The organism is Oceanibaculum nanhaiense, assembly GCF_002148795.1.
Classification (GTDB): domain Bacteria; phylum Pseudomonadota; class Alphaproteobacteria; order Oceanibaculales; family Oceanibaculaceae; genus Oceanibaculum; species Oceanibaculum nanhaiense.
Map to the genome: position 1 here is coordinate 104,699 of NZ_MPOB01000005.1, position 25,678 is coordinate 130,376.

Annotated in this window: 20 protein-coding genes; 6 read left to right on the forward strand and 14 right to left on the reverse strand. The window is 66.8% G+C overall.

Features of this window, described 5'->3' with window-relative positions; translation table 11 throughout:
* Genes BKM74_RS10265 through BKM74_RS10275 form a run of 3 tightly spaced genes read right to left on the reverse strand, consistent with a single transcriptional unit; the run spans window position 1 to window position 4,193 of the window.
* Window positions 1–771: an HpcH/HpaI aldolase family protein gene (locus BKM74_RS10265; protein ID WP_086465626.1), complete on the reverse strand. Its 771-nt coding sequence runs from the start codon at window positions 769–771 to the stop codon at window positions 1–3.
* Complete coding sequence (gene araD / locus BKM74_RS10270) at window positions 771–2,504, reverse strand: L-arabinonate dehydratase (protein ID WP_086465627.1); 1,734 nt, start codon at window positions 2,502–2,504, stop codon at window positions 771–773. The genes BKM74_RS10265 and araD overlap by 1 nt, the downstream gene beginning before the upstream one ends.
* 9 nt (window positions 2,505–2,513) lie before the next feature.
* Window positions 2,514–4,193, reverse strand: coding sequence for a thiamine pyrophosphate-binding protein (locus BKM74_RS10275; RefSeq protein ID WP_086465628.1), 1,680 nt, complete (start codon window positions 4,191–4,193; stop codon window positions 2,514–2,516).
* A gap of 286 nt (window positions 4,194–4,479) precedes the next feature.
* On the opposite strand from BKM74_RS10275, the gene BKM74_RS10280 reads away from it, so the two are divergent.
* The 4 genes from BKM74_RS10280 to BKM74_RS10295 are packed head-to-tail and all read left to right on the forward strand — an operon-like array spanning window position 4,480 to window position 8,561.
* On the forward strand, window positions 4,480–5,526 hold the full coding sequence (locus tag BKM74_RS10280) for a hypothetical protein (RefSeq protein ID WP_086465629.1): 1,047 nt from the start codon (window positions 4,480–4,482) through the stop codon (window positions 5,524–5,526).
* 18 nt (window positions 5,527–5,544) lie between these two features.
* Window positions 5,545–6,531, forward strand: a complete 987-nt coding sequence (locus tag BKM74_RS10285) for a glycosyltransferase family 9 protein (protein WP_245825902.1) — start codon at window positions 5,545–5,547, stop codon at window positions 6,529–6,531.
* Window positions 6,524–7,570 (forward strand): glycosyltransferase family 9 protein, encoded by a 1,047-nt coding sequence (locus tag BKM74_RS10290; RefSeq protein ID WP_086465631.1) that lies wholly within the window; start codon window positions 6,524–6,526, stop codon window positions 7,568–7,570. The genes BKM74_RS10285 and BKM74_RS10290 overlap by 8 nt, the downstream gene beginning before the upstream one ends.
* Window positions 7,563–8,561 carry a glycosyltransferase family 9 protein gene (locus BKM74_RS10295; RefSeq protein ID WP_176342484.1) on the forward strand — a complete coding sequence of 333 codons (999 nt, stop codon included), beginning with the start codon at window positions 7,563–7,565 and terminating at the stop codon, window positions 8,559–8,561. Before BKM74_RS10290 ends, BKM74_RS10295 begins: the two co-directional genes overlap by 8 nt.
* Here BKM74_RS10295 and BKM74_RS10300 read toward each other — a convergent pair.
* A complete protein-coding gene (locus tag BKM74_RS10300) occupies window positions 8,558–8,944 on the reverse strand; it encodes a DUF423 domain-containing protein (RefSeq protein ID WP_086465633.1) in 387 nt (128 codons plus the stop codon). The genes BKM74_RS10295 and BKM74_RS10300 overlap by 4 nt on opposite strands.
* A gap of 86 nt (window positions 8,945–9,030) precedes the next feature.
* On the opposite strand from BKM74_RS10300, the gene BKM74_RS10305 reads away from it, so the two are divergent.
* Window positions 9,031–10,299: a M20/M25/M40 family metallo-hydrolase gene (locus tag BKM74_RS10305; RefSeq protein WP_099045576.1), complete on the forward strand. Its 1,269-nt coding sequence runs from the start codon at window positions 9,031–9,033 to the stop codon at window positions 10,297–10,299.
* 165 nt (window positions 10,300–10,464) lie between these two features.
* Here the strand turns inward: BKM74_RS10305 and BKM74_RS10310 are convergent, their stop codons facing one another.
* The 4 genes from BKM74_RS10310 to BKM74_RS10325 all read right to left on the reverse strand — a co-directional run bounded on the left by BKM74_RS10310 (window position 10,465) and on the right by BKM74_RS10325 (window position 15,330).
* On the reverse strand, window positions 10,465–12,255 hold the full coding sequence (locus tag BKM74_RS10310) for an acyl-CoA dehydrogenase (RefSeq protein WP_086465634.1): 1,791 nt from the start codon (window positions 12,253–12,255) through the stop codon (window positions 10,465–10,467).
* Between the two features lie 111 nt (window positions 12,256–12,366).
* Window positions 12,367–12,810, reverse strand: a complete 444-nt coding sequence (locus tag BKM74_RS10315; protein ID WP_217895463.1) for a cupin domain-containing protein — start codon at window positions 12,808–12,810, stop codon at window positions 12,367–12,369.
* A 36-nt stretch (window positions 12,811–12,846) separates the two neighbouring features.
* Window positions 12,847–14,280: an FAD-binding oxidoreductase gene (locus BKM74_RS10320; RefSeq protein WP_086465635.1), complete on the reverse strand. Its 1,434-nt coding sequence runs from the start codon at window positions 14,278–14,280 to the stop codon at window positions 12,847–12,849.
* Between the two features lie 75 nt (window positions 14,281–14,355).
* Window positions 14,356–15,330 (reverse strand): L-threonylcarbamoyladenylate synthase, encoded by a 975-nt coding sequence (locus tag BKM74_RS10325; RefSeq protein ID WP_086465636.1) that lies wholly within the window; start codon window positions 15,328–15,330, stop codon window positions 14,356–14,358.
* Between the two features lie 107 nt (window positions 15,331–15,437).
* Between BKM74_RS10325 and parA the strand changes: the two genes are divergently transcribed.
* The gene (gene parA, locus BKM74_RS10330; RefSeq protein WP_086465637.1) at window positions 15,438–16,076 is read left to right on the forward strand and encodes a ParA family partition ATPase; all 639 of its coding nucleotides are present in this window, start codon (window positions 15,438–15,440) and stop codon (window positions 16,074–16,076) included.
* 22 nt (window positions 16,077–16,098) lie between these two features.
* Here parA and msrP read toward each other — a convergent pair whose 3' ends face one another.
* The 6 genes from msrP to carB all read right to left on the reverse strand — a co-directional run bounded on the left by msrP (window position 16,099) and on the right by carB (window position 25,674).
* On the reverse strand, window positions 16,099–17,070 hold the full coding sequence (gene msrP / locus BKM74_RS10335) for a protein-methionine-sulfoxide reductase catalytic subunit MsrP (RefSeq protein ID WP_086465638.1): 972 nt from the start codon (window positions 17,068–17,070) through the stop codon (window positions 16,099–16,101).
* Window positions 17,071–17,162: 92 nt separating this feature from the next.
* Window positions 17,163–18,524 carry an MFS transporter gene (locus BKM74_RS10340; protein WP_086465639.1) on the reverse strand — a complete coding sequence of 454 codons (1,362 nt, stop codon included), beginning with the start codon at window positions 18,522–18,524 and terminating at the stop codon, window positions 17,163–17,165.
* A gap of 15 nt (window positions 18,525–18,539) precedes the next feature.
* Window positions 18,540–19,310 carry a 3'(2'),5'-bisphosphate nucleotidase CysQ gene (gene cysQ / locus BKM74_RS10345; RefSeq protein WP_086465640.1) on the reverse strand — a complete coding sequence of 257 codons (771 nt, stop codon included), beginning with the start codon at window positions 19,308–19,310 and terminating at the stop codon, window positions 18,540–18,542.
* On the reverse strand, window positions 19,307–21,646 hold the full coding sequence (locus BKM74_RS10350) for a xanthine dehydrogenase family protein molybdopterin-binding subunit (protein ID WP_086465641.1): 2,340 nt from the start codon (window positions 21,644–21,646) through the stop codon (window positions 19,307–19,309). The genes cysQ and BKM74_RS10350 overlap by 4 nt, the downstream gene beginning before the upstream one ends.
* 205 nt (window positions 21,647–21,851) lie before the next feature.
* A complete protein-coding gene (gene greA, locus BKM74_RS10355) occupies window positions 21,852–22,325 on the reverse strand; it encodes a transcription elongation factor GreA (RefSeq protein ID WP_086465642.1) in 474 nt (157 codons plus the stop codon).
* 94 nt (window positions 22,326–22,419) lie between these two features.
* On the reverse strand, window positions 22,420–25,674 hold the full coding sequence (gene carB, locus BKM74_RS10360) for a carbamoyl-phosphate synthase large subunit (RefSeq protein ID WP_086465643.1): 3,255 nt from the start codon (window positions 25,672–25,674) through the stop codon (window positions 22,420–22,422).
* Between the last annotated feature and the right edge of the window lie 4 nt (window positions 25,675–25,678).

Genomic DNA, 25,678 nt, shown 5'->3' on the forward strand with positions numbered 1-25,678 from the left:
TCATTTCTCCTTGAAACGGGCGCACAGCGCCTCTGCCTGGCGCGCCAGCAGCGCCGCGTCATTGCCCAGCGCGACAAAGCCGAAGCCCTGTTCGATCCAGAATTTCGCGTCTTCCTCGACCGGTGTCAGGATGCCGGCCGGCTTGCCGGCCTGCTTCAGCCGGGCGAGCGCGCCGAGAATGGCCTCGCGCACCGCCGGGTTGCGGTTGTCGCCGAGATAGCCCAGCGCTGCCGACAAATCGGCCGGGCCGATGAATACCCCGTCCACGCCTTCCACCGCCGCAATCTCGTCCAGCGCGTCGAGGCCAGGCTTGGTCTCGATCTGCAGCAGCAGGCAGATCTCGGCATTGGCCTTTTTGTGATAATCCTTGATCCGGCCATAGCGGCTGGCGCGCACCGATCCGGCGACGCCGCGCATGCCTTCAGGCGGATAGCGGCAGGCCGCCACCGCGGCGCGCGCCTGCTCGGCAGTCTCGATCATCGGCACCAGCAGGGTGCGGGCGCCGACATCAAGCACACGCTTGATGAACACCTGATCGTTCCAGGGCACGCGTACCACCGGCATGGTGACCGACTGGTGTTCCATCGCCATCAGCTGGTGCATCAGATCGACGGGATCGTTCGGCGAATGCTCGGCGTCCAGCACCAGCCAGTCATAGCCGGCCTCGGACAGGATGTCGGCCACCATCGGGCTGCACAGCGCCGACCAGAAACCCAGTTGCAGCTTGCCTTCGGCAAGGTTCTTCTTGAACGCGTTGCGGGGCAGTTCCATCAGTGGATCTCCGGTTCGGGCGTCGGTTCGCCGGCTTCGAGGATGTCGAAGTCGCAGCCCTTATCCGCCTGGGTGATGTGATTCTGAAAGATCGCGCCATAGCCGCGCTGGTAATGCGGTTTGGGCGGCGTCCAGGCCGCCTTGCGTTTCGCCATCTCCTGTTCGGAGACCAGCAGGTTCAGCTTGCGCTCTTTCACGTCCAGCTCGATCAGATCGCCATCCTGCACGAAGGCCAGCGGTCCGCCGACATGGCTTTCCGGGGCGACATGCAGCACGCAGGTGCCGTAGCTGGTGCCGCTCATCCGCGCGTCGGAGATGCGCACCATGTCGCGCACACCCTCCTTCAGCAGCTTCTGCGGGATCGGCAGCATGCCCCATTCCGGGATGCCCGGGCCGCCCTTCGGGCCGGCGCTTTGCAGTACCAGCACGGAATCGGCGGTGACGTTCAAATTCACGTCGTCGATCCGCCGCGCCATGTCGTTGTAATCCTTGAACACCACGGCGGGGCCGGTGTGCTTCCAGAATTTCGGGTCGGCGGCGGAATGCTTGATGACCGCACCGTCCGGCGCCAGACTGCCGCGTAAGATCGCGAGGCCGCCTTCCTTGCTCAGCGCATTGGCCTGCGGGCGGATCACATCGTCATTCACGATGCGGGCCCCGGCGATATTCTCGCCCAGCGTGCGGCCGTTCGCGGTAACGCAGTCCAGGTTCAGCAGGCCGCCCAGCTCCGCCAGCAGCGCGCGGATGCCGCCGGCATAGTGGAAATCCTCCATGATGTATTTGCCCGACGGGCGGATATTCGCCAGGAAGGGCGTGCGCCGCGAGATCGCATCGAAAGTGTCGAGGTTCAGATCGACGCCGCCGCGCCGGGCCATCGCCACGAGATGCACGACGGCGTTGGTCGAACCGCCCATCGAGACGACCGTGGTGATGGCGTTCTCCACCGCCTTTTCGGTGACGATGTCGGAGGGCTTCAGATCCTCCCACACCATATCGACGATGCGCCGGCCGCAGGCGGTGGCCATGCGGGCATGGTTGGAATCGGCGGCCGGGATCGAAGCAGCGCCCGGCAGGGTCAGGCCAAGCGCCTCGGCGGCGCACATCATGGTCGGTGCGGTGCCCATGGTCATGCAGGTGCCGGGCGTGCGGGCGATGCCGTCCTCCACACCTTCCCAGTCTTCCTGGGTGATGTTGCCGGCGCGCAGTTCCGCCCAGTATTTCCAGCTGTCCGAGCCGCTGCCCAGTACGGTGCCGTTCCAGTAGCCGCGCAGCATCGGCCCGGCCGGCATGAAGACCGCCGGGATGTTCATGGACAGGGCGCCCATGATCAGGCCCGGCGTGGTCTTGTCGCAGCCGCCCATCAGCACGACGCCGTCGGCCGGATAGCTGCGCAGCAGCTCCTCCGCCTCCATCGCCAGCAGGTTGCGGTAGAGCATGGTGGTCGGCTTCTGGAACGGTTCCGACAGCGAGATGGCGGGCATCTCGACCGGGAAACCGCCGGCCTGCCAGATGCCGCGCTTCACCTCTTCCGCGCGCACCCGGAAATGGCTGTGGCAGGGGTTGATGTCGCTCCAGGTGTTCAGGATGGCGATCACCGGCTTGCCGGCCCAATCCTCCTTCGCATAGCCCATCTGCTTGGCGCGCGAGCGATGCCCGAAGGACCGCAGATCATCGGCGCCGTACCAGCGGTGGCTGCGAAGCTCTTCCGGCTTCTTTCTGGCTTTGCTGCTCATGAGATCCCGTCAGCCTTTCTTTGCCGACGCTTTCAGCGCCGTGATGGTGGTGCGGGTGCTGATCTGTTCCGGGTCGGTCTGCAGTTCGATGATCGCTGCCGTGCCGGATTTCAGCGCCCGCTCGAAGGCCGGCATGAAGTCCTCGGTCTTGGTGACGGTCTCGCCATAGGCGCCATGCGCCTTGGCCAGCATCGCATAATCCGGGTTGGTCAGATTGGTGGCGCTGATCCGGTCGGGATAGCGCTTTTCCTGATGCATCCGGATGGTGCCGTACATGTTGTTGTTGAACACCAGGATGATCGGCTTGGCGCCATGATGCATCGCCGTCGCCAGTTCCTGGCCGGTCATGCCGAAACCGCCATCGCCGACACAGGAGACCACGATGCGGTCCGGATGGGTGATCGAGGCGGCGACACCCGCCGGCACGCTGTAGCCCATGGCGCCGCTGGTCGGGCCGAGCAGATGGCCGGGGCGGCCGAAATGCAGGAAGCGCTGCGGCCAGCCGCTGAAATTGCCGGCATCGACGGTGACGATGGCGTTCTCCGGCAGCTTCTCGCGCAAGGCCAGCATGCATTTGCCGGTATCGAGATGGTTGCCCTTATAGGGTTCGGGCTGGAACCACTCCAGGAATTCGGCGCGGGCACCCTTGGTCCAGTCGGCCCAGGCCTTGCCATCCACCGGCTTCATCGCCTTCAGCGCGGCGGCCAGTTCCGGCATGCCGGACACGATGCCCAGCTCCGGCCGGAAGGTGCGGCCGATCTCGATGGGATCGACATGGGCATGCACCATCGTCTTGGCCGGTTCCGGCAGGCCCATCAGCGTGTAGCCCTGGGTCGTCATCTCGCCAAGGCGCGCGCCGGCGACGATCAGCAGGTCGGCCTCCTTCACGCGGGCCAGCAGCTTCGGCCCGGTGCCGGTGCCCAGATCGCCGACGAAACCCGGATGTTTGGTGCTGACGACGTCCTGGCGACGGAAGGAACAGCAGACCGGCAGATTGTTCGCTTCGGCGAAGGCGCTGATATCACGCGCCGCCTCGTCGCTCCAGCCGCTGCCGCCGACCAGCAGGAGCGGCTTTTTCGCCTTGGCCAGCATGCCGCGCAGCGCCTCGATCTCGCTGGCGCCGGGATGCGGGCGGGAGGTCTGGTAGGGCCGTGCCGTTGGCGCGGAAACATGGTCGCGCAGCATGTCTTCCGGCAGCGCCACGATCACCGGGCCCGGACGGCCGGAACTGGCGATGTGGAAGGCGCGGTGCATGATCTCGGGGATGCGCTCGGCATCGTCGATCTGCTCCACCCATTTCGCGATGGGGGCGAAGAAGCGGCGATAATCGATCTCCTGGAACGCCTCGCGGCCGAACTGGTCGCGCGCCACCTGGCCGATCAGCACGACCATCGGTGTCGAATCCTGCTGGGCGGTGTGGATACCGATGGAGGCGTTGGTGGCGCCGGGGCCGCGCGTGACCATGCACACGCCGGGCTTGCCGGTCAGCTTGCCGTAGGCTTCCGCCATGTTGGCCGCGCCGCCTTCCTGGCGGCAGGTGATGTATTTGATGGAAGGCACATCCACCAGCGCGTCGAGCACTTCGAGATAGCTCTCGCCGGCAACGCCAAAGGCGTATTCGACGCCGTGCAGTTTCAGGGCATCGACAATAAGCTGCCCGCCCGTGCGGGTGTTCTGCTGGCCGGTCACGGACCGTTCCTCCCTAGTTTGCGGCTGTACGCGGTTAAATCCGCCGTCTTTTATAGACGCGGGGAAACCGCGCGAAGATACCCCAAGTTTTCGAGGAACCCTCTCTGGTTGTCAACAGAACTGACAGCCGCCGGGTGCGGCGTTTCGCCCGGCAGTTTGCGTCAAATGCCCATGATTCACCTTGGCGCCGTCACTTTTGCGCCAAGAAGTGGCGGCATCAATCGATGCTGTCATGGTAGATTTTACGAGGCATAGCACGCTCCTGCCGTCGCCTTTGGCGCGTCATTTGGCCAAAGGCTTGCGGCTGGCAGCGGCTTTCGTGGCGGCAGCGGGCCTGCTGGTTGGCGGCTGGCTGCTCTGGCTGTCGCAGCAGGATGCGCTCGATGCCTTGCCGCAGGCCGATGGGCGTCTGGTTTTCGAACGGGAACGCCAGGTTCTCTCTGACGCGCGGATCGAACGGCACATGATTTTCCGGGACGCCCGGCTCGGCAGGGTCGGCGTGACCATCAGCGTGCCGCAGGCGATCACCGGGGCGGCGATGCCGGTGGTTGTCGTGCTGGGCGGATTCCGGGAAGGCCGGGACAATATCGCGCCATTCGGCGATATGGGCCGGACGGTGCTGATCGGCTATGACTGGCCGTTTTCCCGCAAGGCATTCGACGGCGATGCGCTGGCGGCGCTGTCGCCGGACATGCGCCGCCGCGCTCTCGGCGTGCCGGGCCAGGTGCGCGCCGTGCTCGACTGGCTGGACGGCCAGAGCTGGGCCGACACCAGTCGGGTCAGTCTGGTTGGGTATTCGCTGGGCGCTGTCATCGCCCCCAGCGTGCAGCGCGTGCTGCAGGAAGGCGGCCACAGCGTCGGCTGGACCGTGCTGGCCAATGGCGGTGCCGGTTTCGGCACGATGATCGCCGATACGCCCGCCCTGCACCCGGCCTGGGCGCGCCCCGTTCTCGGCATGGCGGCGGCCCGGCTGCTGGCGCCGCTGGAGCCGGCCGCGCATCTGCCGCATCTTGATGGCCGCTTCCTGATGCTGTCCTGGTCAAGCGGTGCTATGCCGGCGCAGTCGGTTGCGGATTTTCAGGCCCTGATACCGGCCAATAAGAGCCTTGCCGTCCGGGCGCTTGAAGCGCGGGGCGATGCCCGTCCGGCCGTCAGCCTGCTGGCGCAGTCGGTCGAGGCGGCGCGGGACTGGCTGACGGCGGAGCAGGCGATCTCTCCCGGTGATGCCTTGCCGCCTTTCCCATCCCAGCAGCTCAGGCCGATACGGCCGGAACTTGCCTCCTCTGGCGGCGGCAAACCCGCCGAGGTTGTTCCGGCGGCGGCGCGGGAGTAGAAAGGCGCGCATACCAGCTTGAGAGACGCCTTGAATCTGCTGTTCATCACTTCCAACCGGGTCGGCGATGCAATCCTGTCCATGGGATTGCTGTCGGCCCTGGCCGCCCGACACCCGAAGGCGCGGATCACCGTCGCCTGCGGCCCGCTGCCGGCACCCTTGTTCGCCCATCACCCAAGTGTCGTGCGCGTGCTGCCGCTGGTGAAGCGCCGCCATGGGCTGCACTGGTTCGATCTGTGGCGGCAGGTCGCCGGCCGCTTCTGGTACATGGTCGTGGATCTGCGGAATTCCCTGACAGGCTACGCCTTGCCGCGCCTTTGGCTGATCCGGCTGGGACGCCACCGTCCCGACCGCCATGTGGTGGAGGAGGAGGCGGCGCTGATCGGCGAATCGGTGCCGACGCCGCCGCGCCTCTATCTCTCCGAGGCGCAGAAGGAAGCGGCGGCGGCCGCCGTCCCGGTGGATCGCCCGGTCTTGGCGCTGGGGCCGGCGGCCAACTGGCTTGGCAAGCAATGGCCGGTGGAGCGGTTCATCGATCTCGCACAGCGGCTGACCGCGCCGGGCGCGGCGCTGGAGGGTGCTGCCATCCTGGTGACCGCCGCCGCGCATGAGCGGGATGTCGCCCAGCCGGTGCTGGATGCCTTTGCGGGCCAACAGACCATGGGGCAACAGACCATTGATTTCATCGGCGCCGACCTGCCGTCCACCGCTGCTGCCCTGGCGCGCTGCCGGCTCTATATCGGCAATGATTCCGGCCTGATGCATATGGCCGCCGCCGTCGGCACGCCGACGCTGGGGCTGTTCGGCCCGACCGACGACAGCCGCTACCGCCCCTGGGGCGAGCAGTGCGATTTTGTGCGCGCGCCGCAGGGCTGGCGCGAGCTGATCGCCGCCGTGGACAGCGGTGCCGTACCGGGCGACCGGCTGATGGACGGGGTGACGGTGGGGATGGCGCAGCAGGCTGCCGAGCGTCTGCTGGCACGGACAGGGAAAGCGGATGGCTGACGCGGCCCTGATTGGCGGAAGCGCGGCTGACGGCAAGGTCGCCATCATCCAGCCTTTGCCCGGTGTCGGCGACATGGTGTGGCACCTGCCGCACATCCACGCGCTGGCCGAGGCGCAGCCCGAAGGCGCGGTCGCCGTGGTCACCAAGCCGCGTTCCCGCGCCGACCAGCTGTTCGCCGCCGATCCCGCCGTGTCGGAGGTGGTCTGGCTCGACCGGTCGCAGGATGGCAAGGGCGGGTCGCATGACGGCCTGCTGGGCGTGCTGAAACTCGCCGGCATGCTGCGCAGCCACCATTTCCGGCGGGTCTATGTGCTGCATCACAGCTGGCGCTATGCCTGTGCCGCCTGGCTGGCCGGCATTCCCGAACGTTTTGGCTATGGCATGGGACGGCAGCGCCGTTTCCTGAACCGCGGACCGTTCCTGCCGGAGTCGATGCGCCGTGATCATCCGCTCGATCTCGCCACCGCCTGGCTGAAGGCGGCGGGCATCTCGCAGCTGGAGAATGAGCCGCAGTTGCGCCTCGACCCGGCTTCGGTGGCTGCGGCCCGCGCCGCCTATGCCGACCGGCCCCGTCCCTGGATCGCGCTCGGTCTCGGCAGTTCCGAGCCTTACAAGCAATGGGGGGCGGAGCGGTACGCCGCCCTGGCTGCCGCGCTCCGCGCCGATGGCTGGGGAAGCTTCTTCTTGCTGGGCGGGCCGGAGGAAAAGCCCTTCCTGCCGGTGATCCGCGCGGCGCTTGGCGAGGATTCCGACCGGTTGGTCCAGAGCTTCGACATGAAGATGGGCGAAATTCTCGCCTTCCTCGGCGCGATGGACCTCTATGTCGGGAATGACACCAGTTTCCTCAATCTCGCGGCGGCGTCCGGCGTGCCCGCCATCGGCCTGTTCGGCGCGACACCGCCGCTGACCCACAGCGATGCCATCGCCGCCATCCTGCCGCCCGATGGCGTGCCCGACAAATCGGGTGGCATGGCGCGCATCACGGTCGAGGCGGTTATGGAGGCCGTGGCCGCCCATAAGGCCAAGGCAAATGGCTGACGTAGGCCGCTACCGCCGCATCGCCGTCTATAGCGGCGGGGAGATTATCGGCGACGGGGTGTACAAGCTGTCCTTCCTGCGGGCGCTGCGCGGCGCCTTCCCGAACGCTTTGATCGACTGGGTCTGCCCCGGTCCCACCGTCTATGCCGATCGCATCGCGCCGCTGACGGCGGGGTTGCTGGACCATGTGCATGCGAACGTCGCAGTGGGGCAGCATAAGAGCGATTTGTTCCTGCCGCTGCCTATAGAAGGCGGCTATGACCTTGTTATCGACACACAGCAGGTGGTGTGGCGCAGCCTGTGCGCCCGCCGGCTCACAGCGCGCGGCGGCATCTTCCTGTCGGGTGCCGCCCGGTTCTGGCTGTCCGGCATCCGGCCGCAGAGGGGGTATGTTCGGCCACGCCACATTCTGACGCGGTTCTTCGACATGATCGAGATGGCAACGGGAAGCCGTCCGGCGCTGGACCGCGCGCTGCCGCTGCCGGCCGATCTGACGGAGAAGGCACGTCAACAGCTTCCCGATGGCCCCGCCTATATCGGCTTCGCGCCGGGGGCGGGCGAGGCGCGCAAGCGCTGGCCGCTGGAGCGGTTCATAGAGATCGCGCGGCGTCAGGCGGATCGCGGCCGGGTGCCGGTGTTCATCCTGGGGCCGGCGGAAGCAGCGGAACTGCCGGCGATCCGTGCGGCGGTGCCGACCGCCTTGTTTCCGGAGCAGGATACGGATCTGTGGGGTGAAGGCTTCAACCCGATGCGCAGCATGGCGATCGGCACGCGGCTTGCCGGTGCGCTGAGCAACGACAGCGGCGTCAGCCATATGCTGGCCGCCGCCGATACGCCGCTGGTCGTGCTTTATGGCCATACCAGCGCCGAGAAGTTCGGCCCGGTGACGCGGCACTCGACCTTCCTGCAGGCCAGCGATTATGGCGCGCCGGTGATCGAAACGATCCCGGTCGAGGCGGTGGACGAAGCGCTGGAAAAGCTGCTGGCTTAAGCAGCCTGCCGCAGATACAGCGCGCCGGCCACGGCGACCGCCAGCCAGCCCAGGATCAGGCTGCCGCCGCCCAGCGGTGCCGACATCGGAAACAGGCCAGCGCCGGTCCAGGCCAGCTTGTACAGGCTGCCGCAGAACAGGACCGTGCCCAGCACGAACAGCGCCATGCCGGCAGTGAGCGCGGACCGGGGCAGGCTCGGCTCCAGCTTCAGCATGGCAAGCGACAGCGCCAGCAGCGCCACCGCGTGCAGCCCCTGATAGCGCCAGGCGGTGTCGAACCAGGCCTTGGCCTGCCCGTCCCCGGCGAAGGCATGGGCGCCGATGGCCCCCAGCGCCACCAGCACGGCCCCGTTCAACCCGGTGAAGATCAGCCAGCCCGCCATTTTCCCGCTCCCTTTTCCGTCCGCAACTATCGCGGCCTGTCCTGTGCCACGTTACAGTAGGGCAAAAACCGGATGGAGACGGCAAGGTGACACACCTATACGACACGCTGCGCGGTTTTCTGGACAGCGAGCGGCAGGCGCAGCGGGACTTCCTGGCGGCGCTGGTGCGGGTGCCCTCGGACAATCCGCCGGGCGATTGCGCGCCGCATGCGGAAGCGGCGGCAGCGCTGCTGGGAGCGCTGGGCTTCGCGGTGGAACGCCATGCCGTGCCGGCCGAACTCTGCGCCGAAAACGGCATGATCTCCGCGACCAATCTGGTGATCCGCAAACGATTCGGCAGCGGCGACGGGCCGGTCATCGCGCTGAACGCGCATGGCGATGTGGTGGCGCCGGGCGCGGGCTGGAGCACCGATCCTTATGGCGCCGAAATCATCGACGGGGTGATGTACGGGCGCGGCGTTGCGGTCTCGAAATCCGACTTCGCCACCTATGGCTATGCGCTGAAGGCGCTGGAAGCGCTGGAAGCGGAGGGCGTGGCGCTGGACGGCACCGTCGAACTGCACCTGACCTATGACGAGGAGGTTGGCGGCGCCATCGGTCCGCAATGGCTGCTGGACACCGGCATCAGCCAGCCGGACCTCGCGATTTCCGCCGGCTTCGCCTATCAGGTGGTCACCGCGCATAATGGCTGTCTGCATCTGGAGGTGACGGTCAGCGGGCGCTCCGCCCATGCCGCGAAGCCGGAGACCGGCCATGACGCGCTGGAGGCCGCGACGTCGATCCTGTCCATGCTCTACGGGTTGCGCGATGGGCTGAAGGCGGTGCGCTCCTCCGTGCCCGGCATCGATCACCCGACGCTGGTGGTCGGGCTGATCGCCGGCGGTATCAACACCAATGTGGTGCCGGACAAGGTGACGCTGCGGCTCGACCGGCGGCTGGTCCCGGAAGAGGATGCCGCCGGGGTGGAGGCCGCCTTGCGCCTGGCCATCGAGGATGCCGTGGAGGCGCTGCCCGGTATTTCGGTTGCCATCCACCGGCTGCTGCTGGCGACGCCGCTGGGCCCGCTGCCCGGCGTGGAGCGGCTGACCGGCCCGCTGTCCCGCCATGCCAGCGCGGTGCTGGGCGAGGAAATCGGCACCGGCGGCCTGCAGATCTACACGGATGCCCGGCATTACATGGCGGCGGGCGTGCCGACCGTGCTCTATGGCGCCGGGCCGCGCAGCATTCTGGAAGCCAATGGCCACCGCGCCGATGAGAAGCTGGTGCTGGCCGACCTGGAAAAGGCGACGCTGGTTGTGGCGGCCACGCTGGCGGAGCTGCTGGGGGGCGGCGGGGATAAAGTCGCCAACAAGTAGAATATTGTCATTCCCGGCCTTGTGCCGGGAATCCAGGGTTCAGCTTACTCTGGCGGGCATCCAGCAAGCTGAAGTCTGGACCCCCGCAACAAGTGCGGGGGTAACGGGTGGAGTGGACGGCGGGAGAGGGTGGGCGCGCAGCGTCCGGGTGAGGGGGAAAACCCCCTAAAACTGTCCCTCGTCGAGCGCCAGCGTGCTGCGGCCGCCCTCGACCATGGCGGCCAGCAGGCCGGTCGCCTGCGGCAGGTAATGCTCGGCATAGAAGCGCGCGGTGACCAGCCTTGCTTCCAGATAGGCTGCATCCTCGCCGCCTGACGACAGCCCATCGAGCGCCGCCAGCGCGCCGCGCGCCATCATCCAGCCGCCGATGACGATGCCGCAGAGCTTCAGGTAATAGGCCGCGCCCGCCAGCGCCAGCGCGCGGTCCTCCGGGAAGGTGGCCATCAGCCAGCCGGTGGCGAGTTCCAGCGCGTCGATACCATCCTCCAGCGCGCGGGCGACCACTTCCATGTCATCGCCCGGTTGCTGCCGCAGCACATCCAGCGTGCCGGCCATTTCGGCGATCAGCTCATTCATCGAGGCCGCCTCGTCGCGCACGATCTTGCGGCCGACCAGATCATTGGCCTGGATGCCGTTGGTGCCCTCATAGATCGGCAGGATGCGCGCGTCGCGGTAATGCTGCGCGGCGCCGGTCTCCTCGATGAAGCCCATGCCGCCATGCACCTGCACGCCGGTCGAGGCGATCTCGATGCCGAGATCGGTGCACCAGCCCTTCACGATGGGCGTCAGCAGGTCAATCAGCCGCTGCGCGCGGGCGCGTTTGCCGTCATCCGGGTTGCGCTTGGAATGGTCCAGCGCCCAGGCCGCGAGGTAGGACAGGCCGCGCATCGCCTCGATGCCCGCCTTCATGCTCATCAGCATGCGCCGCACATCGGGATGCCGGATGATGGCGACGGGTTCGGCAGACCCGCTGGCGTCGCGCGACTGGATGCGGGTCTTCGCATAGTCCAGCGCCTGCTGGTAGGCGCGCTCGGCGATGGACAGGCCCTGCGTGCCGACCGCGAGGCGGGCATTGTTCATCATGGTGAACATGCATTCCATGCCGCGATTCTCGCCGCCGACCAGATAGCCGATGGCCCCGCCATTATCGCCATAGGCCATGACGCAGGTCGGGCTGGCATTGATGCCCAGCTTGTGTTCCAGCGAGACCGGGCGGAGGTCGTTGCGCTCGCCCAGGCTGCCGTCCGGGTTCACCAGGAATTTCGGCACCAGGAACAGGCTGATGCCCTTGGTGCCCTCCGGCGCATCGGGCAGGCGGGCCAGCACCATGTGGATGACATTGTCGGTCCAGTCATGGTCGCCATAGGTGATGTAGATCTTCTGGCCGGTGATCCGGTAATGATCGCCCTCCGGCACCGCGCGGGTCTTCACCGCGCCGACATCGGAGCCGGCCTGCGGCTCGGTCAGATTCATCGTGCCGGTCCAGTCGCCTGCGATCATGCGCGGCAGGTAGAGCGACTTCTGGCCGTCCGTGCCGTGGGCGTGCAGCAGCTCGATGGCGCCCTGGGTCAGCAGCGGGCAGAGGCCGAAGGACATGTTGGCCGACTGCCACATCTCCGCCAGCGCCTGCTGCACCAGCCAGGGCAGGCCCTGGCCGCCATAATCGGGATCGAAGGGCACGCCGTTCCAGCCGCCTTGCGTGAACTGGCCGTAAGCCGCCTTGAAGCCGTCCGGCGTGCGCACCACGCCATTCTCGATCCGGCTGCCCGCCCGGTCGCCCGGCGCGTTCAAGGGCGCCAGCACGTCGCGCGCCAGCTTGTTGGCCTCTTCCAGCACCTGTTCGACCAGCGCCGGCTCTGCCGCCTCATAGCCCGGCAGGGATGAGACCCCCTTCAGGTCGAGCACGCGGTTCAGGACGAACGCCATGTCCTTCAAGGGCGCGGTATAGGCGGTCATATGGCTTGCCTCCCTGACGGCTGTTTTGCGCCATCTGACGGGCAAGGCGGCGGGATTGTCAATGCAGTGGCGGCGACATCGCCGTTGGTAGCGGTTTGGAGGAAATGCGACCTACCGCGCGATGGTGATCGGCTGTCCCTCGATGCCGGCATAGAAAACGACGATCTCCGCCGGGCCGTCGCCGCTGTTCTCGCCATGGTGCCAGGTCTGCACGGTCTCGACGATCGGGTCGCCGGCGCGCAGGATCAGACTCTTGCCGTCCTCGGTGCGCACGGTCAGCTCGCCCTTCAGCAGTACCCCGGCATTGATATAGGGGTGGCGGTGCACCGCCAGCTTCTGCCCGGCCTGGACGGTGATGCGCAGGATGGTGATTTCCGGCTGGCCATTGGCATAGGCGGGCAGGGTGGCGCCGTCCCAGCTTTTGGTAGTTTTCGCCAGCGTCTCGACCGTCGCCGCCGCCCCATGGGCGTCGGCCGCCAATGCCACGGAAGGCAGCGCTATAGGAGCGAGCAGCGCCGGCCCCACCGCCAGCGCGCCCAGGATCATCGTCCGCATAGGCTTCCCCTCCGGTTTATTGGTGCCTTACAGCACCTATAACACCTTCCCCGGGTTCATGATGCCCTTGGGGTCGATCAGCGCCTTGATCTTGCGCATCAGATCCATTTCGGTCTGGCTCTTGTAGCGGGTGATCTCCTCGCGCTTCAGCCGGCCGAGGCCGTGCTCGGCGGAGATGCTGCCGCCCATCTCGTGCACGATGTCATGGACGATCTCGTTGATCTCCTCCCAGCGCGCCAGGAAGGCCTGATTGTCACCACCCTTCGGCACGCTGACATTGTAGTGGATGTTGCCGTCGCCAACATGGCCGAAGCCGACCACGCGGATGCCAGGCACCGCCTTCGCCACGGCCTCGTCGGCGCGGCGCAGGAATTCCGGCACGCGGCTGACCGGCACCGAGACGTCGTGCTTGATCGAGGCGCCTTCCGGCTTCTGCGCTTCCGAGATGGTCTCGCGCAGCTTCCACATGGCGTTGGCCTGGGCCTGGTTCTGCGCGATGGCGGCGTCCAGCACCAGCCCATCCTCCGCCGCCTTTTCCAGCAGGTTCTGCAGCTTTGCGGCGAGGCCGTCATCCTCCGGCGATGTCGAGCTGAGTTCCAGCAGCACATGCCAGTCATAGCGCTGCGGCAGCGGATCGACGGTGTCGGCGATATGCGCCAGCACGAAGTCGAAGCAGATGCGCGGCATCAGCTCGAAGCTGGTCACCCCATCGGCGGTGGCGGCGCGGGCGCGGGCCAGCAGCTCGATGGCGGCGTCCGGGCCGGAAATCGCGACCATCGCGGTCTCGCGCCTTGTCGGCTTCGGGAACAGCTTCAGGACCGCCGCGGTGACGATGCCCAGCGTGCCCTCGGCGCCGACGAACAGATGCTTCAGATCGTAGCCGGTATTGTCCTTGCGCAACCCGCGCAGCCCCTCCCAGACCGTGCCGTCGGGCAGCACGACCTCCAGCCCCAGCACCAGCTCGCGCGTGTTACCATAGCGCAGCACATTCACCCCGCCGGCATTGGTGGAGAGGTTGCCGCCGATCATGCAGCTGCCCTCGGCGGCGAGGCTGAGCGGGAAGAAGCGGTCATTCTCCTCCGCGATGCGCTGCAAATCGGCCAGCACGCAGCCAGACTCAACGGTCATGGTGTAGTTCATGCGGTCGATGGCGCGGACATTGTTCATCCGGGCGAGCGACAGGATGATGCCGTCGAAATCCTCATAGGGGACGGAGCCGCCGACCAGCGAGGTGTTGCCGCCCTGTGGCACGATGGGGATGCCGGCCTCGGCGCACAGCTTCACCACCTCGGCGACTTCCGCCGTGTCCGCCGGCTTCACCACGGCGCGCGCCTGGCCGCGCCACAGCCCGCGCCATTCCACCAGATGCGGCTCCATCGCGTCGGCTGCGGTGATGTAACCCTTGTCGCCGACCAGCGCGCGGATGCGTTGCAGCGTGTCGTCGATGACGGTTTCGGCCAGGGCCTTCATGGCGGTCAACTCCCTTGGGACAGCTAGATTTCTCACCCTCCATGTTACCTGCCAGTTTGGCAGGAACAAGGCCGCTCAGCGCGGGGCAGAGGCGCGCCGCAGCCGGTCGTTGATGGCGCGGCCCAGGCCGCTCTCCGGCAGCTTCATGACGGCGATGCCGGCAAGGCCCGGCCGGTCGAGCGCGCGCAGCATGGCGAACAGGTTGGCGGCGGCTTCTTCGAGGTTGCCGGCCTCGCTCAGATTCAGCGTGACGGCAGCGCCCGGCAGGGGCGGTCCGAAGGCCAGCAGTGCCTCGTCGGGGTTTACGCCGGCCGCGTTCAGCCGCACCGGCAGGGCAGGGGCGTAATGGCTGGCAAGCTGGCCGGGGGAGGTCGGCGCGTCGGGATCGCGGTCCGGCGTCACCACCGGCCCAGCGACCTGCTCCAGCGCTTCCAGCGTCACCCCGCCGGGGCGCAGCAGCACGGGCCGCGTGCCGGTGGCATCGACCACGGTGGATTCCAGCCCGATGGCGCAGGGGCCGCCATCCAGCACCAGCGCCAGCCTGCCGGTCAGCCCCTCGGCGACATGTTGGGCGCTGGTCGGGCTGACCCGGCCGGACGGGTTGGCGCTGGGCGCGACCACCGGACGGCCCACCGCCTCCAGCAGCCGTCTCGCCACCGGATGGGCCGGCACGCGCAGCGCGATGGTGTCCAGGCCGGCGCAGGCCAGGTCCGAAACCGGGCAGTCCGGCCGGCGCTTCAGCACCATGGTCAGCGGCCCCGGCCAGAAGGCGGCGGCCAGCTTTTCCGCCAGCGGCGTGAACAATGCCAGTTCCCGCGCGCGCGCCACATCGGGCAGGTGGGAAATCAGCGGGTTGAAGCTGGGCCTGCCCTTGGCGGCGAAGATGGCGGCCACGGCGCGGCCGTCGGTCGCGTCGCCGCCCAGCCCATAGACCGTCTCGGTCGGAAAGGCGACCAGCTGTCCGGCACGCAGCAGGCCGGCCGCTTCCGCGATGGCGGCATCGGTGGCGGGCAGGATGCGGGTCGGTTCTGTCTTGGCCGGTTCTGTCATGGCGGCGAAGCCATGGCGCAGGGCGCGGCCCGCGTCAAGAGCATGCCTTGTTATCCACTGCGTTGCGGTGCAACATGAGCGCACTCAAAAAGCAGCGGGAGAGGGCCATGAGCGCACGCATCATCACCATTGCGCAGCAGAAGGGCGGGGCCGGCAAGACCACACTGGCCGCCCATCTGGCAGTGGCCTGGGCGAAGGCCGGGCGCAGCGTGGCGCTGCTCGACATCGACCCGCAGGCCAGCATCACCGCCTGGGCGGACATCCGCCGCGCGCTGCCGGACGCCCCTGAGCAGCCGGATATCCGCGCGCTCACCGGCTGGCGCGTCGCCGGCGAGGTGGACAAACTGAAGAAGCAGTTCGACATACTGGTGATCGACAGCCCGCCGCATGCCGAGACCGAGGCGCGGGTCGCGGTGCGTGTCGCCGATCTGGTGGTGGTGCCGGTGCAGCCCAGCCCGATGGATCTATGGGCGACGCAGGCGACGCTCGACCTCGCCAAACAGGAAAAGACAGCCGTGTTGCTGGTGCTGAACCGGGTGCCGCCGCGCGCCAATCTGGCCGATGTCATGGAACAGGCGGCGGCCAAGCTGGGCGTGAAGCTGGCCAAGACCAAGCTCGGCAACCGGGTGGCGCTGGCCGCGGCCCTGCTGGAGGGCAAGGGCATCGCGGAAGTGTCGCCGTCCAGTGCCGCCGGGCGCGAGATCGCCGCCCTGGCCAAGGAAATCTACAAGCTGGCCAAGAATTAGGGCCGGCCAGAAGGCGCGGCGGCTACATGAACAGCCGCTCGCCCTCCATCCCCTTGTACATCTCGCCCACGAATTCGGCATAGCCGTTATAGAGCAGGGTCGGCACGCGGGTGTCCGGGCCCAGCAGCCGCTCGCTCGCCTGGCTCCAGCGCGGGTGCGGCACCTCCGGGTTCACATTCGCCCAGAAGCCGTATTCGCTGGCCTGGATTTCTTCCCAGAAGCCCTTGGGCCGTTCATCCGTGAAGGTGAAGCGGACGATGGATTTCAGCTGCTTGAAGCCATATTTCCACGGCGTGATCAGGCGAATCGGCGCGCCGTTCTGCGCCGGAATCGGCTTGCCGTAGATGCCGGTCGCCATCAGCGCCAGCTCGTTGGTGGCCTCTTCCATGGTCAGCCCCTCGACATAGGGCCAAGGATACCAGCTCTGCTTCTGGCCTGGGGCGATGGCGGGATCGTTGAAGGTCTCCATGCGGACATATTTGGCGCCCGACAGCGGCTTGGCGATCTCCACCAGCCGGCGCATCGGGAAGCCGGTCCAGGGCACGGTCATCGCCCAGGCCTCGACGCAGCGGAAGCGATAGACGCGCTCCTCCAGATTCACCATCGCCAGCAGATCGTCGATGGCGATCTGCTGTTCCTTCTCGACCATGCCGTCCAGTGTCACGGTCCAGGGGCGGATCGGCAGTTTCTGCGCGGCACGCCAGATGTTCTTCTGCGAGCCGAACTCGTAATAATTATTGTAAGTGGTCGCCTGGTTCTCGTCCGTCATCGCGCGATCGACGCGGTAGCGCAGGTTGCGCATGGCGGGATAAAGCGAGGCTGACGGGTCCTGGATGGGGGCGGCTTCGCTGCCGCAGGCGGTCAGCCCCGGCATGGCGGCGAGGATAGAGCCGGCGGCGATGCCCTTCATCAGCCGGCGGCGGTCGCGGAACAGGGTTTCCGGCGTTGCCGCCGATTCCGGCAGCTCCCAGCCCTTTTTGCGCTTGATCAGCATGGTTCCGTCTCCTGTATTGCCAGCCTTTGTCACCACCAAAATAGGGGGTTGTCCCGGCAAGGCAAATCACCAGACGGTGAAGCCGCTGTGATCTAGCCTGCGGTTACGGCCATCCTGTCGGCTTCCGGCATGCGGGCGCAGGCCAGCGCGGACAAGATGCCGAGTGTACCCAGCAGCAGGATCGCGGCCTCGATGCCCAGCAGCGCCAGCACGGTGGCGCTGGCCGCGCCGGCGATCACCGTCAGCACGCCGGTCACGGTATTGCTGAAGGCAGCATAGAGGCCTTTCTGGTCGGCTGGCGCGCCATCCACCAGATAGGTCTTGCGGCCCAGCCGGACGCCGGCCTCGGCGATACCGATGATGACGAAGACCAGCGCATAGGCGGCCGGCGTCTGGAAGCCGTCACCCAGATGCGCCAGCATCAGCGCCAGCAGCGCGGCGAAGCCCGCGACCAGCCCGCTCAGTGCCATGACGAGGCGGCTGGACCGGTCGGCGAACAGGCCCCAGAACGGGCTGGAGAGAATGGCGGCGATGCCGACCGCGATGACGAACAGCCCGAGCCCGCCCAGCCCTTCGCCGACGCTGCGCTGGGCATGCAGCGCATAGATCGGCATCGACAGTTCGACCGACAGCAGCAGGTTGCGGGCGAGCAGGAATTTGCGGAAGCCAGGCACATCGCGCATCAGCGCCATTCCGTCGCGGAAGGAATCGAGCGGCGTCACGCCGCCTTCGCGGGCCCCTTTCTCTTCCGCGATGGCGGCGAAGCAGAGCGCGCCCAATGCCCACAGGATGGCTGCCGCCGCGATCAGCAGCAGATAGGGGAACAGGCTTTCGGACTCGCCCTCCAGCCCCCAGCGCAGGCCGATGCCGGCGGCCAGCGTCAGCGCCCCGCCGATGGCGGCGCGGTTGGCCAGCATACGGCCGCGCCGGCCTTTCGGCACGGTCTTGCCGGTCACGTCCTGAAAGGCGACGGAGCCGACGCCGCTGGCCATCGAGAACAACGCCAGCAGCGCAATGATGGCGATGCCGGCGGCCAGCGGCGGCAACAGCAGGGCCGCCGGAATCATCAGCATCAGGCAGGCCGCCTGGGTAGCGCCGGCCATGACCCAGGCCCATTTGCGCCTTGCCAGCCGGCGGATCGAACCGGCAACGGCCAGCTGCGGCAGCAGCGACCCTGCCTGCTTCACCGGCTGCAGCAGGCCGACCAGGAAGGCCGGTGCGCCCAGCGCGCCGATCACCCAGGGCAGCACAAGGCCAGGACTGGCCAGCTGTTCGGCCAGCTTGGTGCAGGCGCCGTTCGCGACATTCAGCAGATAATTCTGTGGCAGCGCCGTACAGGCGCTGTCCGGGATCGCGGCACAGCTGCGGTCAGCGGCATCGTCGCCGCTGAGGAAGGCGTAGGCGCGGTCGAGTGTGCTGGGTATGCCGGGCTGGCCGGCGATTGCCTCGCTCATCTGTATGCCGTGATCCTAGATTTGACCCCGCACGACGAATTCGGGGTTCAGGAAGTTCGGCTTGCCATAGGCCAGCGGCGTGCCGTCCATCATCTCGACATGACCGCCTGCCGCCAGCACGATGGCGTGGCCGGCCGCCGTGTCCCATTCCGATGTCGGGCCGGTGCGGGGATAGAGGTCGGCCTCGCCTTCGGCCACCAGGCAGAATTTCAGTGAACTGCCGGCAACCTTCTGGTCCTTCATCCGAACGGTAGCAAGATAGGCTTCGAGCGCCGGATTTCTATGGGAGCGGCTGGCGGCGACCGTCAGCCCGTCCGCCGGGGCTTTCCGCGCGCGGATCGGCGTCGGTGCAGCACCATTCTCGACACCGGCGCCAAGGCCGGCGGCACCCCAGTAGAGCCGCCCGGTGACCGGTACCAGGATCACCCCCAGCACCGGCACGCCCTTGTCGATCAGCCCGATATTGACGGTGAATTCGCCATTGCGGTTCACGAACTCCTTGGTGCCGTCCAGCGGATCGACCAGCCAGAAACGCCCGCCGGAGACATCCGGCCGCGCGCCGTCGGCATGCGATTCCTCGGAAACCACGGGAATATCCGGGGCAAGCGCCTGCAGCCGCGCGACGATCAGATCATCCGCCGCGCGGTCGGCGGCGGTGACCGGGGAGCCGTCTGCCTTGCCCTCGACAGCGAACCCCTCGCGGTAGAAGTCCAGGATCACGGCCCCGGCGTCGCGGGTGATCTGCTTGACCGGCTCCAGCAGGGCGGCGAGGTCAGGCTCGCTCACGCCGCAGCCCTGACAGTGCCGGCCTGGATTTTCTGCCAGATCACCTGTGCCGTCGCCGGCATGTCGATGTGATCGACGCCATACTCCTGCAGGGCATCGACCAGCGCATTGATGACCGCCGGCGGCGCACCGATGGCGCCCGCTTCGCCACAGCCCTTGATGCCCAGCGCATTGGTGGTGCAGGGCACATTGTGCATGTCGAAATCGACGAACGGCACCTGGTCGGCGCGCGGCATGCAGTAATCCATGAAGGAGCCGGTGATGAGCTGCCCGGTATCGCTGTCATAGACGGTGTGCTCGTACAGCGCCTGGCCGATGCCCTGGGCGACGCCGCCATGCACCTGGCCGGCCAGCAGCAGCGGATTGATGATCTTCCCGAAATCATCCATCACCGCGTATTTCAGGATTTCCACGACACCGGTATCGCGGTCGATATCCAGCTCGCAGATATGCGTGCCGTTCGGGAAGGTGGCTGCCGGCGGCTTCCAGGCATTCTCGATCTTCAGCCCCGGCTCCATGCCCTCGGGCAGCTTCGCCGGGTCGCTGGCGGCGCTCGCCACCTCGGCCAGCGTCATGCGCCGGTCGGTGCCGGCGATGGTGAAGACCGCATTCTCGAACTCGATATCCGCCTCGGCGGCTTCCAGCAGGTGGGCGGCCAGCTTCTGCGCCTTCTCCTTCAGCTTCAGGGAGGCGCCATCAAGTGCCGCCCCGCCGACCGGGACCGAGCGCGAGCCGCCGGTGCCGCGGCCGGTGGCGATTTCCGCCGTGTCGCCCTGCTTCACCGTGATCTGCTCCAGCGGCAGGCCCAGATGCTCGGAGACGATCTGCGCATAGGCGGTCTCGTGGCCCTGGCCGTTCGACTGGGTGCCGATCAGCACGGTGGCGCCGCCATCATCATTCACGCTGACGATGGCGGTCTCGTCGGAGCCGCCGCCGCAGGCCTCGACATAGGTGGACATGCCGATGCCGCGCAGCTTGCCGCGCTGCTTCGCCTCGGCCTTGCGGCTGGAGATGCCGGCCCAGTCGGCCTTCTTCATCGCCAGTTCCATATGCGCGGTGAATTCGCCGCTGTCATAGACGTCGCCCAGCGCGGTGCTGTAGGGCATTGCCTCCGGCGGGATGAAGTTGCGCCGACGGATTTCGTCCGGCGACAGCCCGATCTCGCGCGCCGCCTTGTCGACCAGCCGTTCGACCAGATAGGCCGCTTCCGGCCGCCCGGCGCCGCGATAGGCATCGACCGGCACGGTGTTGGTGAACACGCCATGCACATGCACATGCACGGCCGGGGTCTTGTACAGGCCCTGATACATGTTGGAGCCGGCCATGGTCGGCACATAGGTCGAGAAGTTCGACAGATAGGCGCCGAGATTGGCGGTGATATGCACCTGCAGCGACAGGAAATTGCCGTCCTTATCCATCGCCAGCGCGGCGTCGGTCACATGGTCTCGGCCCTGCGTATCGCTGACGAAACCGTCGGAGCGGCTGGCGACCCAGCGCACCGGGCGGCCGATCTTCTTCGCCGCATACATCACCAGCGCATGTTCGCGGTACAGGAACAGCTTCATGCCGAAGCCGCCGCCGACATCAGGGGTGACGACGCGGATCTTCTCCGGTGCCACCTTGAAGATGTTCTCCGCCAGCAGCCCGCGCAGCGTGTGCGAGCCCTGCGAGGTGGTGTACAGCTCGTAGCTGTCCTGGGCCGGATCATAGGTGCCGAGTGCCACCCGGGTTTCCATCGAATTCACCACCAGCCGGTTGTTCACCAGCCGGATGCGGGTGACGTGGTGCGCCTTGGCGGCGTTTGCCTCGGCGGCCTTGCCGTCACCCATTTCCCAGTCGAAGCAGACATTGTTCTTTGCCTGCGGCCAGACCTGCGCCGCACCGGGCGCCATCGCCCCGCCGGTATCGGCGATGGCGGGCAGATCCTCATAATCCACCTCGATCAGTTCGGACGCGTCCTGCGCCTGCTCGACCGTCTCGGCGACGATGAAGGCGACCGCGTCGCCGACATGGCGCACCGTGTCCTGCGCCAGAATCGGGAAGGGCGGCAGGACGCTCATGGATCCGTCGATGTTCTTGATCGGCACCCGGCAGGGAATGTCGCCGATGCCGTCGCGCGCGATATCCGCGCCGGTCAGGACCGCCAGCACGCCGGGGGCGGCTTTCGCGGCGGACAGATCGCCGATCTTGAAGTTCGCATGCGCGAAGGGCGCGCGCAGCACGACGCCGTGCGCCGCGCCGGGCAGGCGGATGTCATCGGTATAGCGTCCCGTCCCGGTGATGAAGCGCTGGTCTTCCTTGCGCGTCATCGGCTGGCCGATCCCGAACTGACCCATCTGGACTGCTCCCTTGCTTGAAGGCGATGAAAGACTGGAGGTGCGGGCGGTGCCGCCGGTCCGCGAAGGCGAACCCTACCGGATAATAGGCACGCACAGCGGAGCGTCAAACCCCGCTATCACAGGGACCACTGAACAGCCCCGGAAACAGTCACGAAAAAGGCCGCGCGGAGCGGCCTTTCCCTGGTAGTGCGGACGATGCGGCTCAGCGCACCTCTATTTTCACGACCTCGTAGGATTTCGAGCCGCGCGGGGTGGTGACCTCGATGGTGTCGCCCACCGCCTTGCCGATGATGGCGCGCGCCAGCGGCGCCTGGATCGACAGGCGACCGGCCGCGACGTCGCTTTCCTCGGCACCGACCAGCGTGTAGGTGGTCTCCTCGTCGGTATCCTCGTCAGCCAGCGTCACCGTGGTGCCGAAGGTCACCTTGTCGTTGGAGAGCTTCGAGAGGTCGATGATCTCGGCGCGCGAAATCTTGTCCTCCAGCTCCAGCACACGGCCTTCGATGAAGCTCTGGCGTTCGCGCGCGGCGGCGTATTCGGCGTTCTCGGACAGGTCGCCATGCTCGCGCGCCTCCGCGATCGCACGGATCACCGCAGGCCGCTCCACCGACTTCAGCGTCTTGAGTTCCGCCACAAGACGTTCATAGCCTTCCGCGGTCGTCGGGATCTTTTCCATGTCCCCTCATCCCGTAAGCAAAAGAAAGCGCGGAGCAAAAACATGTTGCCCGCGCGGTCAATATTCACCGCCCGGTTCCGGAGCCTTCCAGAACCTAGAACGATCCGGTTACATAGGATTGCAGCGGTGCCACTTCAATCCTTCCCGAGCGCAAAGCCTCGATGGCCTGTACAGCCGCCCGGGCACCCTCAACCGTCGTATAATAGGGAATATTGTGGGTCAGCGCGGTGCGGCGCAAGCTGAAACTGTCGGCGATGGCCTGCGCGCCCTCGGTCGAGTTGAACACCAGATCGATATGGCCGCTCAGCATGTTGTCTACGATGTGCGGGCGTCCCTCCAGCACCTTCTTCACCCGATCGACCGTCAGCCCTTCCTGCTTGAAGTGGTTGGCGGTGCCGCTGGTGGCGATGATCTTGAAGCCGAAGGAGACCAGCTTTTTTGCCAGCGTCGTGGCCAGCGGCTTGTCGTCATCCTTCACCGAGATGAAGACCGTGCCGGATTGCGGCAGCTCCACGCCGGCGCCAAGCTGTGCCTTGGCGAAGGCGAGGCCGAAATCCATGTCGATGCCCATCACCTCGCCGGTCGATTTCATCTCCGGCCCGAGGATCAGATCGACGCCGGGGAAGCGGGCGAACGGGAACACCGCCTCCTTCACCGCGACATGCTTCAGCGGCTTGGTCGGCAGCTTGAAAGTGGCCAGCTTCTCCCCGGCCATGAGGCGCGAGGCAACCTTGGCGATGGCCACGCCGGTCGCCTTGGCGACGAAGGGCACGGTGCGGCTGGCGCGCGGATTGACCTCCAGAATGTAGATGTCGCGTCCCTTCACGGCGAACTGCACGTTCATCAGGCCGACCACCTGCAGCCCCTGGGCCAGCAGGCGCGTCTGCACGCGGATTTCCTCGATGATATCGACCGGCAGGGTGATCGGCGGCAGCGAGCAGGCGCTGTCGCCGGAATGGATGCCGGCCTCCTCGATATGCTCCATGATGCCGGCGATATAGACATCCTCGCCATCGGCCAGCGCATCGACATCGACCTCGGTCGCATGGCTGAGGAAATCGTCGATCAGCACCGGGTTCTTGCCTGATACTTTCACCGCATCGCGCATATAGCGGCGCAGCTGGCTGACATCATGCACGATCTCCATCGCCCGGCCGCCCAGCACATAGGACGGGCGGATAACGACCGGGAAGCCGATCTCCAGCGCGATCTTCTCGGCTTCCTCGGCCGAGAAGGCGGTGTCGTTGGCCGGCTGGCGCAGGCCCAGCTTCTTCAGCAGCTGCTGGAAGCGCTTGCGATCTTCCGCCAGGTCGATGGCATCCGGCGAGGTGCCGAGGATCGGGATCTTCGCCGCCTCCAGCGCCGCCGCCAGTTTCAGCGGGGTCTGGCCGCCGAACTGCACGATGGCGCCCAGCACGGTGCCGTTGGACTGTTCGCGGCGCACCAGGGCGATGACATCCTCCGCCGTCAGCGGCTCGAAATACAGCCGGTCGGAGGTGTCGTAGTCGGTGGAGACGGTCTCCGGGTTGCAATTGACCATGATGGTCTCGAATCCGGCCTCCGACAGCGCGAAGGCGGCATGGACACAGCAATAGTCGAACTCGATGCCCTGGCCGATGCGGTTCGGACCGCCGCCCAGGATGATGATCTTCTTGCGGTCGGTCGGCTCGGATTCGCACTCCGCCGGCTTCAGCCCGTTGCCCTCGTAGGTCGAGTACATATAGGGCGTGCGGCTGGCGAATTCGGCGGCGCAGGTATCGATGCGCTTATAGACCGGATGGATGTCGAGGATGCGCCGGCGGGCGCCCACCTCATCCTCCGACAGGCCGGCGAGTTCCGCCAGCCGCGCGTCGGAGAACCCCATCTGCTTCAGCCGGTGCAGCCCCTGTTTGTCCTCGGGCAGGCCGGATTTGCGGATAACGGCCTCTGCCGTCACCAGCTCCTCGATCTGGCGCAGGAACCAGGGGTCGATGGCACAGGCATCGTAAATCTCTTCCACCGACAGGCCGAGACGCATCGCCTGCGCCGTGCGCAGCAGCCGGTCCGGGGTCGATTTGGTGAGGGCGGCGATAACGGTGGCGCGGTCCACCTTGTCGCCCTCGATGCCGGGGATATCCACCTCGTTCAGCCCGGTCAGGCCGGTTTCCATGGAGCGCAGCGCCTTCTGCAGGCTTTCCTGGAAGGTGCGGCCGATCGACATGGCCTCGCCGACCGACTTCATGGAGGTGCTGAGGATCGCCTCGGAGCCGGGGAACTTCTCGAAGGTGAAGCGCGGCATCTTCGTGACGACATAGTCGATGGTCGGCTCGAAGGAGGCCGGCGTCACGCCGGTGATGTCGTTGTCCAGCTCGTCCAGCGTGTAGCCGACGGCCAGCTTGGCCGCGACCTTGGCGATCGGGAAACCGGTCGCCTTGGAGGCCAGTGCGGAGGAGCGGCTGACGCGCGGGTTCATCTCGATGACGACCAGACGGCCATCCTCCGGGTTCACCGCGAACTGCACGTTGGAGCCGCCGGTATCGACGCCTATCTCGCGCAGGCAGGCGATGGAGGCATCGCGCATGCGCTGATATTCCTTGTCGGTCAGCGTCAGCGCCGGGGCGACGGTGATGGAATCGCCGGTATGCACGCCCATCGGGTCGATGTTCTCGATGGAGCAGACGATGATGCAATTGTCCGCCTTGTCGCGGACCACCTCCATCTCGAACTCCTTCCAGCCCAGTACCGATTCCTCGATCAGCACCTCATGGACCGGCGACAGCCGCAGGCCCTGCTGGACGATCTGCTCAAATTCCTCGCGGTTGTAGGCGATGCCGCCGCCCTGGCCGCCCAGCGTGAAGGAGGGGCGGATGATCGCCGGCAGGCCAACCTCGGCCAGCGCCGCGTCGGCGCCTTCCATCGACTTGATCAGGCTGCTCTTCGGCGAGGGCACGCCGATGCGGTCCATCGCCTCGCGGAACAGCAGGCGGTCCTCGGCCATCTCGATGGCCTCCAGATCGGCGCCGATCAGCTCCACGCCGAATTTCTCCAGCGTGCCGTCCTTGGCGAGGTCGCGCGCCGTGTTCAGCGCGGTCTGGCCGCCCATCGTCGGCAGCAGCGCGTCCGGGCGCTCCTTGTCGATGATCTTGGCGACGATGCCGGCGGTGATCGGCTCGATATAGGTGGCGTCCGCCAGGCCCGGATCGGTCATGATCGTCGCCGGGTTGGAATTCACCAGGATGACGCGGTAGCCCTCATCCTTCAGCGCCTTGCAGGCCTGGGTGCCGGAATAATCGAACTCGCAGGCCTGTCCGATGACAATGGGGCCGGCGCCGATGATCAGGATCGAGGAGATATCTGTACGTTTCGGCATTATT